Genomic DNA, 13,413 nt, shown 5'->3' with positions numbered 1-13,413 from the left:
AAGAAAATCATTGCGGGTCTTTGGTGGCAAACAGCACCGAACAGCGCTTGTCCGGCGTGCTCAGAAGAATGACCACCTGACCATCGCCGGTCCGATAGGTGGAGGAGACATACTGCCCCTGCTCCTCAATGGCTTCGATCTCCTCCCGGCTGAACAGCGCGGTGCAGTAGGCGGGCAGCTCGTCGTAGGGGATGCGCACATGATAGCCCATATCGTGTTTGGTGGTCTCCTGATAGGTGGAGCCGTCGCTCTTTTCCCCTTCCACCACAATATCGCCGTCAAAATAGCCGTCGGTAAAGGTGCCGGTGCTCCGCTCCCACAGGGTGTACACCGGGTCATAGGGAGTCTGTTCAGGGGCGCTGAGCGTTGCCGCATAGACAACGCCCTCCCCGTTGGGCAGGTCGTTGGCCCAGCTGCCCACATACCGGTAGGTGGAGCCGGAGTCGATATAGTACCAGATGCCCAGGCCGGACCGCTGATTGTTCTGCCAGTCCCCGTAGTAGTAAAAACCCGGGCAGGAGGCGCCGCCGGCCCGGTGGTAGGGATAGACCACCAGGGTGTACCCCGGGTCGTCGCCGTAGACGATGGGGTCCTCGTCGTCGGCGTCGAACAGGGTCTGGTAGTCTTCCTGGCTCAGCAGCGCGTCCATGGCGTCGCCGTCCCCGGTGGCAAACACCTCATAGGCCGCGGCGATGAGCTCCATCTGGCGGCAGTGTTTTTCAAAGGCGGCCAGAGAGGCGGCACAGGTATCCAGACGGGCCTGGGCCTCGGCGCTGCCCTGCTGCCCGGCGGTCTCGTAGGCGGTGCGGGCCTGATCGTACCAGCCGCGGACCTGGCCGGCGTCGGCATCCTCCCCGGCGGCCTCCGCCCGGGCCAGGCAGGTATCCCCCAGCCCCAGCAGGGCATCGTTCCGCTGGGGGTCCCGGTCCAACAGTTCCTCAAAATCGGAGACGGCGGTGTCATATGCCCCGGCATTGAGGGCGGCCATGCCGTCGCTGTAAAGGGCATCGTTCTGTTTCTGAACGGAATACCGGTAGAGAAAGACCCCGCCCGCGGCGGCCCCGGCGACCAGAAGCAGCGCGGCGGCAGTGCACAGCACCCTCCTGAGCCAGCGCGGCTTTTTGGCAGATGCCGACGGGGCGGCAGCAGCCGCCGGCTGCTGCAGGGCAAACCGCAGACGCCGGACATCCTGATAGCGGTCCTCCGGCTCGGGCTGGGTGCATTTGGTGAGAATGGCTTCCATCCCCGCCGACAGGGAAGGATTGACCTGCCGCAGGGGCAGCAGCTCATAGGGCGGGTCGGAAGGGCTTTTGCCGGTGAGCAGGTAATAGATGGTGACGCCCAGGGAATAGATATCGGTGCGGGCGTCGGTCTGGCGGCCGCTGAACTGTTCCGGCGCGGCAAAGCCCCGGGTTCCGGCCATGGTGGTGTCCGAGAGGGAAGTGGCTTTGTAGGTGCGGGCAATGCCGAAGTCGATGAGCTTGAGGGAGCCGTCGGGCAGCAGCATAATGTTGGCCGGCTTCATATCCCGGTAAATGATGGCGGGGGTCTGGTTGTGGAGATAGTCCAGCACATCGCACAGGCGGAGCATCCAGTTCCGCACCACCGGCTCGGGGAAGGGACCGTTGGCCCGGACCATCATCCGCAGGTCCTGGCCTTCCACGTATTCCTCCACCAGATAGACGGCCTCCGGCGTGTCGAAGATATCCGCAATGCGGGGCAGCATGGGATGGCTGAGCTGTTTGAGCAGGTTGGCCTCGGCCAGAAAGTCGAAGCGGGAGTTCTGGATGCGCCGGACTTCCTTCACCGCCCACAGCGAGTTCAGCCGCCGGTGCCGTGCCAGATACACCACCGACATGCCCCCCTTGCCGATGATGCGCTGGATCTCATAGGTTTCGTTCAACAATTCCGGAAAGGACATGATGGATCACCCTCCTTGTCCGCCTTTGCCCCGGTCCGGGAAAGGCGGGCGGCGTTTCTCTGTCATGGATGAAATCCCCGGGCAACGTCCCGGCGGAAAATCAGCGGCCCCCGGCTTTGCGCCGACGGGCGGTCTCCTGCACGGCCCGGGGCAGCCAGCTTTGGCCGCAGGCTTCCAGCGGGATGGGGATCTCCTGGATTTTATCCTCCGGGACGGCGGGCAGATCGGTCAGTCCCACCTCCCGCAAAAAAAGGGTACTGCCGCTGAGCCAGCCCACCGGCTGATCGTCGCAGTAAAGGCAGTAACAGCCGAACATCTTTTTGATGCGGACATTCAGCCCGCGCAGGGCGTCCAGCCAGAGCTGCAGGGTGTGGTCGTCGGGGTATGCCATACAGGTGCACTCCTTTCCGCCGAAGGAAATTTCTGCAAGAAGTTTCTGTTTTCATCATAGCACCGCAGGCCCGGCGGGGCAACTGCGTGGGATAACATCCGCCGCTGCATGCCCGGCAAAACCGGGGAAACTTTGTGAGATGCACCAAAAAAGGCCCCGCCGGACCGGGCACAACGCCGAAAAATAAAGAAGGCCTTGACAACAGTTGTGAAGTCCGGTACACTCAGAGCAATTCAACGAGATAAAGCGTTGAAGTACAAACCGATGACGCAGAGGAGTACGCAGGAGTCGTTTCCCCCAAGAGAGCCGCGGACAGGTGAGAGCGCGGCGGAAAGCACCCTGCCGAATGGACTGCCGAGGGCGGGCCGAACGGGACTTCCCCAGTAGGACCCGACGGGTTTCCCCCGTTAGCGGGAACGGTGTGTGTTGGCACATCGATAGAGCGGGCGAGGCATCCCCTCGTCAATTTGGGTGGCACCGCAGAAGTCGCAAGGCTTTTGTCCCAAAGGGTATTTTTCACACATGCCCTGTGGGACAAAGGCCTTTTTGTTTTGGTCCCGCACGGCGCACAGAAAGGAGCCGCAATCATGGCAGCAGCAAACATCCCTTACAAGATCTACCTGTCCGAAGAGGAAATGCCCCGCACCTGGTACAACGTCCGCGCGGACATGAAACACAAGCCTGCCCCGCTGCTCAACCCGGCCACCGGCCAGCCCATGGGGTACGAGGATCTGCGCCCCGTGTTCTGTGATGAGCTCATCCGCCAGGAGCTGGACGACACCACCCGGGAAATTCCCATCCCCGACGAGATCCGGGACTTCTACAAGATGTACCGCCCCTCCCCGCTGGTGCGGGCCTACTGCCTGGAGAAAAAACTCCAGACCCCCGCCAGAATCTACTATAAATTTGAGGGCAACAACACCTCCGGCAGCCACAAGCTCAACAGCGCCATCGCCCAGGCCTACTACGCCAAGCAGCAGGGCCTCAAGGGCGTAACCACCGAGACGGGGGCCGGCCAGTGGGGCACCGCCCTGTCCATGGCCTGCGCCTATCTGGGTCTGGACTGCAAGGTCTATATGGTCAAGTGCTCCTATGAGCAGAAGCCCTTCCGCCGGGAGGTCATGCGGGTCTACGGCGCGTCGGTGACGCCCTCCCCCTCCACCGAGACCGAGGTGGGCCGCCGCATTCTGGCCGAACATCCCGGCACCACCGGTTCTTTGGGCTGCGCCATCAGCGAGGCGGTGGAAAAGGCCACCCGGACCCCCGGCTACCGCTACGTGCTGGGCAGCGTCCTGAATCAGGTCTTGCTGCACCAGAGCGTCATCGGCCTCGAGGCCAAGACCGCTCTGGACAAATACGGCGTCAAGCCCGACATCATCATCGGCTGCGCGGGGGGCGGCAGCAACCTGGGCGGTCTGATCTCCCCCTTCATGGGCCAGAAGCTCCGGGGCGAGGCGGACTACCGCTTCATCGCGGTGGAGCCTGCCTCCTGCCCCAGCTTCACCCGGGGAAAGTTCGCCTACGATTTCTGCGACACCGGCATGGTCTGTCCCCTGGCCAAGATGTACACCCTGGGCAGCAACTTCATCCCCTCGGCCAACCATGCGGGCGGCCTGCGCTACCACGGCATGAGCTCGGTGCTGTCCCAGCTCTACCACGATGGGCTGATGGAAGCGGTGGCCGTGGAGCAGACCAAGGTCTTTGAGGCGGCGGAAGAGTTCGCCCGGGTGGAGGGCATCCTGCCCGCTCCCGAGAGCAGCCACGCCATCCGGGTGGCTATGGACGAGGCTCTGCGCTGCAAGGAGACGGGGGAGGAAAAGACCATCCTCTTCGGCCTGACGGGCACCGGCTACTTCGACATGGTGGCCTACGAAAAGTTCCACGACGGCAAGATGACCGACACCATCCCCACCGACGAGGAACTGGCGGAAAGCTTTGCCCGCCTGCCCAAAGTCCCCGGCCAGGACTGATTTTTCGACTCCGTTCCCCAAAACCGATTGACGGGGCGGGGACGAGGGGCTATAATGGGTTCACAACAGAAAACCGGGGGAGCTCGTGATGACGGGCTGAGAGGAAGGAACCACCTTCGACCCTTACACCTGATGCGGATAATGCCGCCGTAGGAAGTCGTGGAATCATCAGCTTTTTCCGGGAGGCACCGCTTGTGGTGCCTCCCGTTTTTTGTGCCTTTTTGGAAAGGAGGAGGAAAGCGGAACTTCCGCGGCAGTGCCGCGGCGGGCAGAGGGGGAGCGCCCTGTGTCTTGTATGCAGTTTGCAGCGATGGGAAGCCGTGTTCCGGCGTGAGAGGAGGCCAGCAAGCCTCGACCGAACTTTTGTACCCCCCGGGGCGGCAGGCCCTTGTCCGCCGCCCCGGGGACCCGAAACTTTTTGGGAAAGTGCGCTGCATCCACCGCTTTCCCGCCACATCCAACCGAAAGGAAGTAACTAAAATGAAACGTACCCATGTTCAGAAACTCGCTCTTGCCGGTCTGCTCTGCGCTGTCGCCGTGGTGGGCAGCATGTTCTCCTTCCCCATGTTCGGCAGCAAGTGCGCCCCCATCCAGCACATGGTCAATATCCTCTGCGCCGTTTTGCTGGGCCCCGGCTACGGCGTGGGCGTGGCCTTTGCCGCCAGCCTGATCCGCAACCTCACCGGCCTGGGCACCCTGATGGCTTTCCCCGGCAGTATGGTGGGGGCGCTGCTCTGCGGCCTGGCCTACCGCTTTACCCGCAACCTGCCCCTGACGCTGGTGGGTGAGGTCTTCGGCACCGCCGTGCTGGGCGGCCTGTCCGCTTATCCCGTGGCCATTTTCCTCATGGGGCAGAGCACCGCGGACATTGCGTTTTACGCCTACATTGTGCCCTTCCTCGTTTCCACCGCCACCGGCGCTGTGCTGTCGGGCATTCTGGTCTACGCCCTCAAGGGCACCGGCGCCCTGAGCTCCATGCAGAAAAAACTGGCAAGATAACCAATACACAAAAGGAAACTTTGTATGTTTGCACCCTGTCTTGAGGCCCTTCACCGGAAAAAGCCGATGATCCACGCCATCTCCAACTATGTCACCGCCAACGACTGCGCCAACATGCTGCTGGCCTGCGGGGCTTCCCCCATCATGGCCGACGACCCCGGCGAGTCCGCCGAGATCACCGCCCTGTGTCAGGGACTGGCCGTCAACATCGGCACCCTCCACCAGCACACTGTCCCCGCCATGATCGCCTCGGGCCGGGCCGCCAATGCCAAGGGCATCCCGGCGGTGCTGGACCCGGTGGGGGCGGGGGCGTCGAAGCTGCGCACCGTCACCGCCCTGCAGCTGCTGCGGGAAGTCCGCTTTGACGTGATACGGGGCAATCTCTCGGAGATCAAGACCCTGGCTCTGGGCAGCGGGGCCACCCACGGGGTGGACGCCGACCCCGGCGACGCCGTCACCGGGGAGACGCTCCCTGCCGCGGTGGCTTTTGTCAAGGCCTTTGCCGCCAGGACCGGGGCGGTGGTGGCGGTGACGGGGAACATCGACATTGTGGCCGACGGCAGCACCGCTTATTGCATTTATAACGGCCACCCCATGATGGGCCGGGTCACGGGGACGGGCTGCCAGCTCACCTGCCTGACCGCGGCCTTTGCGGCGGCCAACCCCGGCCATCTGCGGGAGGCGGCAGCCGCGGCGGTCTGCGCCATGGGCCTTTGCGGGGAGCTTGCCCACCGGCGGCTGGGCCCGTTGGACGGCAATGCAAGCTACCGGAACTACATCATCGATGCGGTGTATCATCTCACACCCGAACAGCTGGAGGAAGGCACCCGATATGAAGTGCGATAAACAGACCATGCGGCTCTACGCCGTGACCGACCGTGCCTGGGTGGGCCGGCAGACGCTGTATGAGCAGGTGGAGGCCGCCCTGCAGGGGGGCGTGACCTGCGTGCAGCTGCGGGAAAAGCAGCTGGATGCCGACGCCTTTCTGGCTGAGGCCCGGGACATCCGGGACCTCTGCCGCCGGTACGGGGTGCCTTTCATCATCAACGACAACCTGGACATTGCCGTTGCCTGCGGGGCGGACGGCGTCCATGTGGGCCAGGACGACATGCCGGTGGAGGAAGTCCGCCGCCGGGTGGGGGACGCCATGATCGTCGGCGTCTCGGCCCATAACGTAGAGGAAGCCCTCCGCGCCCAGGCGGGCGGGGCGGACTATCTGGGGGCGGGGGCCGTCTTCGGTACCAGCACCAAAAACAACGTGACACCGCTCTCCTTTGACACCCTGCGGGACATCTGCAGGGCGGTGGATATCCCGGTGGTCGCCATCGGCGGCATCGGGGCAAAGAACATCCCGCTGCTGCGCGGCAGCGGGGTGGACGGCGTGGCCGTCGTGTCCGCCATCTTCTCGGCACCGGATATCACCGCCGCCTGCCGGGAACTGCGCGCTCTCTCCGACCGAATGACCGGCACGGAGAAATAACAGACCGACAGGTTTTCCACATCCTTGTGGAAAACTTCGGCGCGGCAGACCGGGGGCACCACTCTCTGTCGCGATAGAAAAGATCAATGCGGAAGGCGCGAGTGACATAAGAAAACAAAGGTTTTATAAAAACTGCAAAGCATCGCAAAATCGCTGCAAGGCAGAGGGCTGAAGCGCTCCTTGGTAGAACGCAAAGCCCGATAACGCGGCAGATGCCGTCTTGCAGTTAGAATTTTGCGGCTTTGTTTTCTGATGGAACCGCGCGGAAAGGAAGGCTTTTCCATGAAAACAGCATTATCCATCGCCGGGAGCGATTCCAGCGGAGGCGCCGGGATTCAGGCCGATCTCAAAACCATGACGATGAACGGCGTCTTTGCCATGACCGCCATCACCGCCCTGACGGCCCAGAACACCACCGGCGTCCAGGCAATCCAGGAGGCCACCCCCGATTTCCTGCGGCAGCAGCTGGATTCGGTCTTTACCGATATCCGGCCCGATGCCGTCAAGATCGGCATGGTCTCCTCCCCCGAGCTCATCTCGGTCATTGCCGACAGGCTGCGCTTTTACGGCGCAGAGAACATCGTCGTCGACCCCGTCATGGTGGCCACCAGCGGCGCCCGGCTCATCCGGCCGGAGGCGGTGGAGACCTTGACCCGGGAGCTTCTGCCCCTGGCCATCGTCGCCACCCCCAACATCCCGGAAGCCGAGCTGCTGGCCGGCTGCACCATCGACAGCCCCGCCGCCATGGAAGCGGCCGCCCAGGTCATCCGTGACCGCTACGGCTGCGCTGTGCTGCTGAAAGGCGGCCACCGGGTCAACGACGCCAACGATCTGCTTTGCTGGGACGCGGGGCTTCAGTGGTTTGAGGGCAAGCGCATCGACAACCCCAACACCCACGGCACCGGGTGCACCCTGTCCAGCGCCATTGCCGCCAACCTGGCCAAGGGCTACCCCCTGGCCGTGGCGGTGGGGCGGGCCAAGGAGTACCTGACCGGGGCGTTGTCCGCCATGCTGGACCTGGGCAAGGGCAGCGGCCCCATGAACCATGCCTGGGACCTGCAGGGCGAGTTTGCCAGGGAATCAGACTGAATTCAAACATAAAGGAGAGCAAAACCATGAGTGAACGCAACTATGCCACCCAGATGGAGGCGGCGCGCAAGGGCATTGCGACCCCCCAGATGGAGACCGTTGCCAAAAAGGAACGGATGACGGTGGAGGAGCTGCTGCCCCTGGTAGCCTCGGGCAAGGTGGTCATCCCGGCCAACAAGCTGCACACCTGCCTGGACCCCGAGGGCGTGGGCTCCATGCTGCGCACCAAGATCAACGTGAACCTGGGCGTCTCCCGGGACTGCAAGGACTACGACGTGGAGATGCAGAAGGTCATGGCTGCCGTCAAAATGGGCGGCGAGGCCATCATGGACCTGTCCAGCCACGGCAACACCCAGCCTTTCCGCCAGAAGCTCACCCGGGAATGCCCGGCCATGATCGGCACGGTGCCGGTGTATGACAGCGTCATCCACTACCAGCGGGATCTGGACACCCTGAGCGCCAGGGACTTTATCGATGTGGTGCGTCTGCACGCCCAGGATGGCGTGGACTTTGTGACGCTGCACTGCGGCATCACCCGCAAGACCATCGATCAGATCCGCAAGCATAAGCGCAAGATGAACATCGTCTCCCGGGGCGGTTCCCTGGTCTTTGCCTGGATGTGCATGACCGGCCAGGAAAACCCCTTCTACGAGTACTTTGACGAGATCCTGGACATCTGCCGGGAGTACGACGTGACCATCTCTCTGGGAGATGCCTGCCGTCCCGGCTGTCTGGCCGACGCCACCGATGTCTGCCAGATCGAAGAGCTGGTCTGCCTGGGCGAACTGACCAAGCGCGCCTGGGAAAAGGACGTTCAGGTCATGGTGGAAGGCCCCGGCCATGTGCCCATGGATCAGATCGCCGCCAACATGAAGGTCCAGCAGACCATCTGCCAGGGCGCGCCCTTCTATGTGCTGGGACCCCTGGTCACCGACATCGCCCCCGGCTACGACCACATCACCGCGGCCATCGGCGGTGCCATTGCCGCCATGAACGGCGCGGCCTTCCTCTGCTATGTCACCCCGGCGGAACATCTGGCCCTGCCCAACCTGGATGACGTGAAACAGGGCATCATCGCCAGCAAGATCGCCGCCCACGCCGCCGACATCGCCAAGGGTGTCCGGGGCGCCCGGGAAATCGACGATAAAATGGGCGACGCCCGCCGCGCCCTGGACTGGGAAGCCCAGTGGGCCTGCGCCCTCGACCCCGAGACCGCCAAGGCCATCCGGGCCGACCGTTCCCCCGAGCACGACGACACCTGCTCCATGTGCGGCAAGTTCTGCGCCGTGCGCAGCATGAACAAGGCCCTCAGCGGCGAGCACATCGACATTCTGTAACCCGCCCGGCCTGAACCCTTATAAAAAGTCCACCGCCCTCCGCCCGGCAGCACTGCCGGGCAGAAGAGCGGTGTTTTTTGTATGGAGCCCATCCCGGGAAATACAAAACCGCCCCGGCATCCGGATGGGAAGATGCCGGGGCGGAAGAAAGGGGAGCGGCGAGACGACCGGGGTGAGGATGGGCCCCTGGTCACTCGCTCTTGATCGCCTCCAGGGCGGGAATCTGCACCGCCTTGTTGGCCGGGTAATACCCCGACCCCAGGCCGATGAGCACCGAGAAGGCGACGGCGAAAAGGTACAGCCACGGCGGGATCACCGACACGCGGTTGACCGTCTCGCTTCCGAAGATGGCGGGAAGGATGTTGAGGGGAGAAAACTCTCCCATGGCAACCAGGTTGACCATGACCGAGATAAAGAAGCTGATGACGCAGCCGATGAGTCCCCCCACCAGCCCGATGGCTCCGGCCTCGGTCAGAAACATGACCCGGATATCGTAGACAAAACAGCCCAGAGATTTCATCACGCCGATCTCTTTGGTGCGCTCCGAAATGGACATGATCATGGTATTGGTGATGCCCAGCGCAGCAACGAACAGAGAGATGGCCCCCAGCCCGCCCAGCATCATCTGCTTCTGGCGGGCTTCTTTTTCCATGGGCTTGCGGATGCTCTCCATGGATTCGGTGGTGTAGCCCAGGCCCTTGATGGCGTTTTCCACCGGCTCTACCCGGGAAATATCCGTCACCTTGACCACCAGGGAATCATAGGGGGCGGGCTTGCCGGTGCTGCCGTTCAGCTTCTGCTGGATGGCCCGCAGGTCGGCAATGCTCATAAGGATGCCCTCGGAGGTCTCGTAGCCCTTGGCGTTGTCCTCTTTGACCGACCCGGAGGCCTTGAGGGAAAAGGTCACCTTGGCGCCGTTGTCGGTCTCCACCTCCAGGGTCAGGGGCTCATGGAGGGGGTCAAAGTAGGCGTCGGGCGGAGGGAGCAGGCGGCCGGACTCGTCAAAGCCGGCATCCCACCGGTTGATGGTGTTGGAGCCTTCGGGGCGCAGGGTGTCGCGGAAGTTGTAGGCAAAGTACTGGCCCAGTGCTACCTCCCCCGACGAGGGATAGCTGCCCTTGTCCAGCTTGTAGCCCAGGCGTTCCAGCTGGGCGGTGTCCAGCCCCACCAGGGAGACCCAGTCCGCCACATAGCGCCTGGTCTGCCCCGCAAGGATGCGGAAGGTGTAGTTGTCCATGGACAGCTTGGGGGAGACGGCCTCCACCCCCTCCATGCCCCGGATCTGCCTGACCAGGGCGTCGTCCAGCTTTTTCTTGCCCTTGCCCTTCTGGGGGGCGGTGACGGTGATGATGGTGAGATCTCCCAGCTCGGCCAGAAGCTTGTCCTGGGATTCCTTCATGCCAATGCCCAGGGAGACCATGATGACGATGGAACAGCATCCGATGAGCACCCCCAGCACAGTGAGAAAGGTGCGGGACTTGCGCCGCAGCAGGTTCTGGATGCACACCCGCAGCAGGTCCTGATGGTTCATGGCTCACACCTCCGTGTCGTCGCCGTCGTCGGAAAATACATTGTCCCAGTTGTCCCAGTCGGCGTTGTCGGCCTGGGGGGCGGGGTCAGCCTTGGCAGCCCGCTTTTTGCGGACCACCACAAGTACGATGAGAATGGCGGCGGCGGGGATGACGCCCAGCACCGGCCATGGGAAGGAGGGCGTGCCGCCCGTCTCCGCCATGCCGTCCAGCTCAGGGTCAAAGTCGGGCTCGGCCATCTCGGCGACGGTGAGCTCCACCGGGAACTCCTTGGTCTGCTGTTCCAGGTTGGGGTCCTCGTAGGTGACCTTGAGCACCACTTTCAGTTTGCCCGCGTCGCTGGGGGTGAGGGCAAAGCCCACCGACCCGCTGGTGCCCGCCGTGATGTTGCCCACATACTGGTTTTTGGCGGGGGAGTCAAAGCCGCTGCCTTCTATGACCGCCTCCACGTTGGAGACATCGGACTTGCCCCGGTTGACGTAGTTGAGGGTCAGGACCACTTCCTCCCCGGCGGTGACGGACTCGGGCAGGGTGGGGGCGCTGATCTGGAAGCGGTCCTGCTGCACCACCGGCACCGACAGCTTGATCTCGCTGGAGGAGGCGGACCGCTTGCCCCCGTCCACATACTCGTATTTGAAGGAAACCGTCACCGGCTGGGCGCCGCTCTTGGCGGTGGGCAGGGCCATGAGGGGGACGCTCTGGCGCTGGTCCCCCCGGGAGGCCAGGCTGTCGTAGTAGAAGGTGCTGGTGCCGCCGTCCAGGGCGAAGTTTTCGCCTCCGTCCACGGTGACCACCACATTTTCAATCTTGAGGCGTCCCATGTTCTGGAAGCGGAAGTCCAGCTTGAAGTGTCCCCCCGCCGAGATGGCCTGCTCCCCGTAGCTGAAGTCCTGAATGACCACGTTGGGGGTGGCGGCGTCGGTTTTCTGGCCGTCGCCGGTGGTGCTGGCGGAGAGGTTGAGCTTTTCGGAGGTGGAGGCCTGGGTCAGGGTGCCGGCATTGTCGTAGCTGAACTTGAGGTCGGCCTGCAGCGACTGCCCGGCGGACTGGATCTCTTTTGCGGCCTGCACCCGCACCGTCACTGAGGCGCTCTTGCCCGGCTCGATGTCGGGGAGCAGGAAGGTGGAGTTCTCGTTGAGGATGGTCAGGGCTTCCGAGGCGGAAAAGCTGACCACGGGGGTCTGGACCATGGTCTTGCCGGTGTTCTGGAAGGTGACCACAATGTCGGCGGTCTCATTGGCGGCCAGGGGCTTGGGCTGGGCCGACCGGGTGATGAGCACCATGGGCGCGGGGACTTCCTTGGGGGCCGGGGTGGGCGTGGGGTCCGGCTTTACATAGATCTCCGCCTGGGAGACGGTGACCTCCACCGTCTGGGGGGCGTCGGTGCTGCCCTTGCGGGCGGCGCTGAGCTTGAGGCTCTGGCCGGTGCCGCTGTACTCGATGCCGGGGCAGGTGACCTTGACGCTCACCGGCTCACTGCCCGAGGAGATCAGCTCCGCCTTGGGGGTGCAGGCGGAAAAGCTGTCAATGAGCTTGCTGAAATCGTAGTCCTCCAGGGAGAAGGCGTCGGTGGTGAGGGCGGTGTCCTTGAGCACTACGGCGATGTCCGCCTTGTCCCCCCGGCGCAGGGTGCCCAGGCCGTTCTGACCGCCCGGGGCGCTGACGGTGTAGCTGGTGGCAAAAAAGTTGAGAGGCGCCGGATCGGCTTCGGGAACAGCCTCCGGGGCGGCGGTCAGAGCTTCCGGGGCGATGGTTTCCGCCGCCGGGGCAGCGGAAAGGTCGGGTTCTTCCGCCGAGACGGCGGTGCGCAGGATGGCGCCGGTGAGCAGCAGGGCCAGCGCCAGGGCGGCGGCCCGCTTGCAGAAAACAGACAGGGTGATCATGGTGGATTCTCCTTTCAGGAACGGCGGGCCTCGTCGCTGACGATCTCGCCGTCGATGAGGCGGACGATGCGGTCGGCGTAGGCGGCCATTTCGGGGTCGTGGGTGACGAGGATGATGGTCTGGTGATACTTGCGGGAAAAGGCGCAGATCATCTCCATGATCTCCACCGTGGTCCTGGAGTCCAGGTTGCCGGTGGGCTCGTCGGCAAAAACCACATCCGGCCGGGCGATGAAGGCCCGGGCAATGCCCACACGCTGCTGCTGGCCGCCGGACATCTGCCGGGGAAAGTGGTCCAGCCGGTGGGGCAGCCCCACCCGGCAGAGCATTTTGCGGGCGGCTTCCTCCCGCTCCTTGCGGGGCACCCCCCGAAACATCAGGGGCAGGGCCACGTTCTCGGTGGCGGTGAGGTGGGGCAGCAGGTTGTAGGACTGAAAGACAAAGCCCACATGCCGCTGCCGGAAGGCGGCCAGTTTGTTTTCGTCCAGCTGGGAGACGGGCACCCCGCCGATGCGGACGACGCCCCGGGTGGGCTTTTCCATGCCCGCCAGCTGGTTGAGAAAGGTACTCTTGCCCGAGCCCGATGTGCCGAAGATACAGCAGATCTCGCCGCGCATGATGTTCAGATTGATTCCCTTGAGGGCGACGACGGTCTCGTCGCCCAGAGGGTATTCCTTGCGGATGCCCCGCACCTCAATGAGGGGGCGGGTCCGGGGGTATTGTTCCTGCACTGGGGGGTCACCTCCTTGGTTTGACAAGGATAGACTACACCCCCAACCTTTGACCATCCTCAAGGCAACCTTAAGATTTCGCAAGG

Annotated in this window: 11 protein-coding genes, 1 riboswitch and 1 other annotated feature; of the genes, 6 read left to right on the top strand and 5 right to left on the bottom strand. The window is 63.6% G+C overall.

Features of this window, described 5'->3' with window-relative positions:
• Nucleotides 1-7: 7 nt before the first annotated feature.
• Both INF35_RS13180 and INF35_RS13175 read right to left on the bottom strand, forming a co-directional pair.
• Nucleotides 8-1,921 carry a serine/threonine-protein kinase gene (locus INF35_RS13180; protein ID WP_193503236.1) on the bottom strand — a complete coding sequence of 638 codons (1,914 nt, stop codon included), beginning with the start codon at nucleotides 1,919-1,921 and terminating at the stop codon, nucleotides 8-10.
• A gap of 100 nt (nucleotides 1,922-2,021) precedes the next feature.
• Entirely contained in the window at nucleotides 2,022-2,312 is a 291-nt protein-coding gene (locus tag INF35_RS13175) for a hypothetical protein (protein WP_193503234.1), read from the bottom strand.
• A gap of 255 nt (nucleotides 2,313-2,567) precedes the next feature.
• Nucleotides 2,568-2,820, top strand: a binding site (T-box leader).
• A gap of 79 nt (nucleotides 2,821-2,899) precedes the next feature.
• Here INF35_RS13175 and INF35_RS13170 point away from each other — a divergent pair.
• The 6 genes from INF35_RS13170 (at nucleotide 2,900) to thiC (ending at nucleotide 9,187) form a co-directional block, all read left to right on the top strand.
• Nucleotides 2,900-4,282 carry a TrpB-like pyridoxal phosphate-dependent enzyme gene (locus tag INF35_RS13170; protein ID WP_193503232.1) on the top strand — a complete coding sequence of 461 codons (1,383 nt, stop codon included), beginning with the start codon at nucleotides 2,900-2,902 and terminating at the stop codon, nucleotides 4,280-4,282.
• Nucleotides 4,283-4,347: 65 nt separating this feature from the next.
• Nucleotides 4,348-4,455: riboswitch (TPP riboswitch) on the top strand.
• Between the two features lie 307 nt (nucleotides 4,456-4,762).
• A complete protein-coding gene (gene thiW, locus INF35_RS13165) occupies nucleotides 4,763-5,281 on the top strand; it encodes an energy coupling factor transporter S component ThiW (RefSeq protein ID WP_193503230.1) in 519 nt (172 codons plus the stop codon).
• A 24-nt stretch (nucleotides 5,282-5,305) separates the two neighbouring features.
• On the top strand, nucleotides 5,306-6,127 hold the full coding sequence (thiM, locus tag INF35_RS13160; RefSeq protein WP_193503228.1) for a hydroxyethylthiazole kinase: 822 nt from the start codon (nucleotides 5,306-5,308) through the stop codon (nucleotides 6,125-6,127).
• Nucleotides 6,114-6,761 carry a thiamine phosphate synthase gene (thiE, locus tag INF35_RS13155; protein WP_193503226.1) on the top strand — a complete coding sequence of 216 codons (648 nt, stop codon included), beginning with the start codon at nucleotides 6,114-6,116 and terminating at the stop codon, nucleotides 6,759-6,761. Before thiM ends, thiE begins: the two co-directional genes overlap by 14 nt.
• 282 nt (nucleotides 6,762-7,043) lie before the next feature.
• Nucleotides 7,044-7,850 (top strand): bifunctional hydroxymethylpyrimidine kinase/phosphomethylpyrimidine kinase, encoded by an 807-nt coding sequence (gene thiD / locus INF35_RS13150; protein WP_193503224.1) that lies wholly within the window; start codon nucleotides 7,044-7,046, stop codon nucleotides 7,848-7,850.
• A 26-nt stretch (nucleotides 7,851-7,876) separates the two neighbouring features.
• Nucleotides 7,877-9,187, top strand: a complete 1,311-nt coding sequence (thiC, locus tag INF35_RS13145; protein ID WP_193503222.1) for a phosphomethylpyrimidine synthase ThiC — start codon at nucleotides 7,877-7,879, stop codon at nucleotides 9,185-9,187.
• Between the two features lie 190 nt (nucleotides 9,188-9,377).
• On the opposite strand, the gene INF35_RS13140 is transcribed toward thiC, so the two are convergent.
• The 3 genes from INF35_RS13140 to INF35_RS13130 are packed head-to-tail and all read right to left on the bottom strand — an operon-like array spanning nucleotide 9,378 to nucleotide 13,327.
• Nucleotides 9,378-10,718: an ABC transporter permease gene (locus INF35_RS13140; protein ID WP_193503220.1), complete on the bottom strand. Its 1,341-nt coding sequence runs from the start codon at nucleotides 10,716-10,718 to the stop codon at nucleotides 9,378-9,380.
• Nucleotides 10,719-10,721: 3 nt separating this feature from the next.
• Nucleotides 10,722-12,599 carry a COG1361 S-layer family protein gene (locus INF35_RS13135; protein WP_193503218.1) on the bottom strand — a complete coding sequence of 626 codons (1,878 nt, stop codon included), beginning with the start codon at nucleotides 12,597-12,599 and terminating at the stop codon, nucleotides 10,722-10,724.
• Nucleotides 12,600-12,613: 14 nt separating this feature from the next.
• Nucleotides 12,614-13,327 carry an ABC transporter ATP-binding protein gene (locus tag INF35_RS13130; protein WP_328740941.1) on the bottom strand — a complete coding sequence of 238 codons (714 nt, stop codon included), beginning with the start codon at nucleotides 13,325-13,327 and terminating at the stop codon, nucleotides 12,614-12,616.
• Nucleotides 13,328-13,413 lie beyond the last annotated feature (86 nt).

It is taken from the genome of Gemmiger gallinarum (assembly GCF_014982805.1).
GTDB classification, from domain to species: Bacteria; Bacillota; Clostridia; order Oscillospirales; family Ruminococcaceae; genus Gemmiger; species Gemmiger gallinarum.
This window is presented reverse-complemented; position numbering and strand designations above follow the sequence as displayed.

What these genes read in the sequence shown, in the direction of transcription:
- thiE (WP_193503226.1), top strand. Translation starts at nt 6,114, where the DNA reads ATGAAGTGCGATAAACAGACCATGCGGCTCTACGCCGTGACCGACCGT.
- thiW (WP_193503230.1), top strand. Translation starts at nt 4,763, where the DNA reads ATGAAACGTACCCATGTTCAGAAACTCGCTCTTGCCGGTCTGCTCTGC.
- INF35_RS13175 (WP_193503234.1), bottom strand. Translation starts at nt 2,312, where the DNA reads ATGGCATACCCCGACGACCACACCCTGCAGCTCTGGCTGGACGCCCTG.
- thiM (WP_193503228.1), top strand. Translation starts at nt 5,306, where the DNA reads ATGTTTGCACCCTGTCTTGAGGCCCTTCACCGGAAAAAGCCGATGATC.
- thiC (WP_193503222.1), top strand. Translation starts at nt 7,877, where the DNA reads ATGAGTGAACGCAACTATGCCACCCAGATGGAGGCGGCGCGCAAGGGC.
- INF35_RS13180 (WP_193503236.1), bottom strand. Translation starts at nt 1,921, where the DNA reads ATGTCCTTTCCGGAATTGTTGAACGAAACCTATGAGATCCAGCGCATC.
- thiD (WP_193503224.1), top strand. Translation starts at nt 7,044, where the DNA reads ATGAAAACAGCATTATCCATCGCCGGGAGCGATTCCAGCGGAGGCGCC.
- INF35_RS13135 (WP_193503218.1), bottom strand. Translation starts at nt 12,599, where the DNA reads ATGATCACCCTGTCTGTTTTCTGCAAGCGGGCCGCCGCCCTGGCGCTG.
- INF35_RS13170 (WP_193503232.1), top strand. Translation starts at nt 2,900, where the DNA reads ATGGCAGCAGCAAACATCCCTTACAAGATCTACCTGTCCGAAGAGGAA.
- INF35_RS13140 (WP_193503220.1), bottom strand. Translation starts at nt 10,718, where the DNA reads ATGAACCATCAGGACCTGCTGCGGGTGTGCATCCAGAACCTGCTGCGG.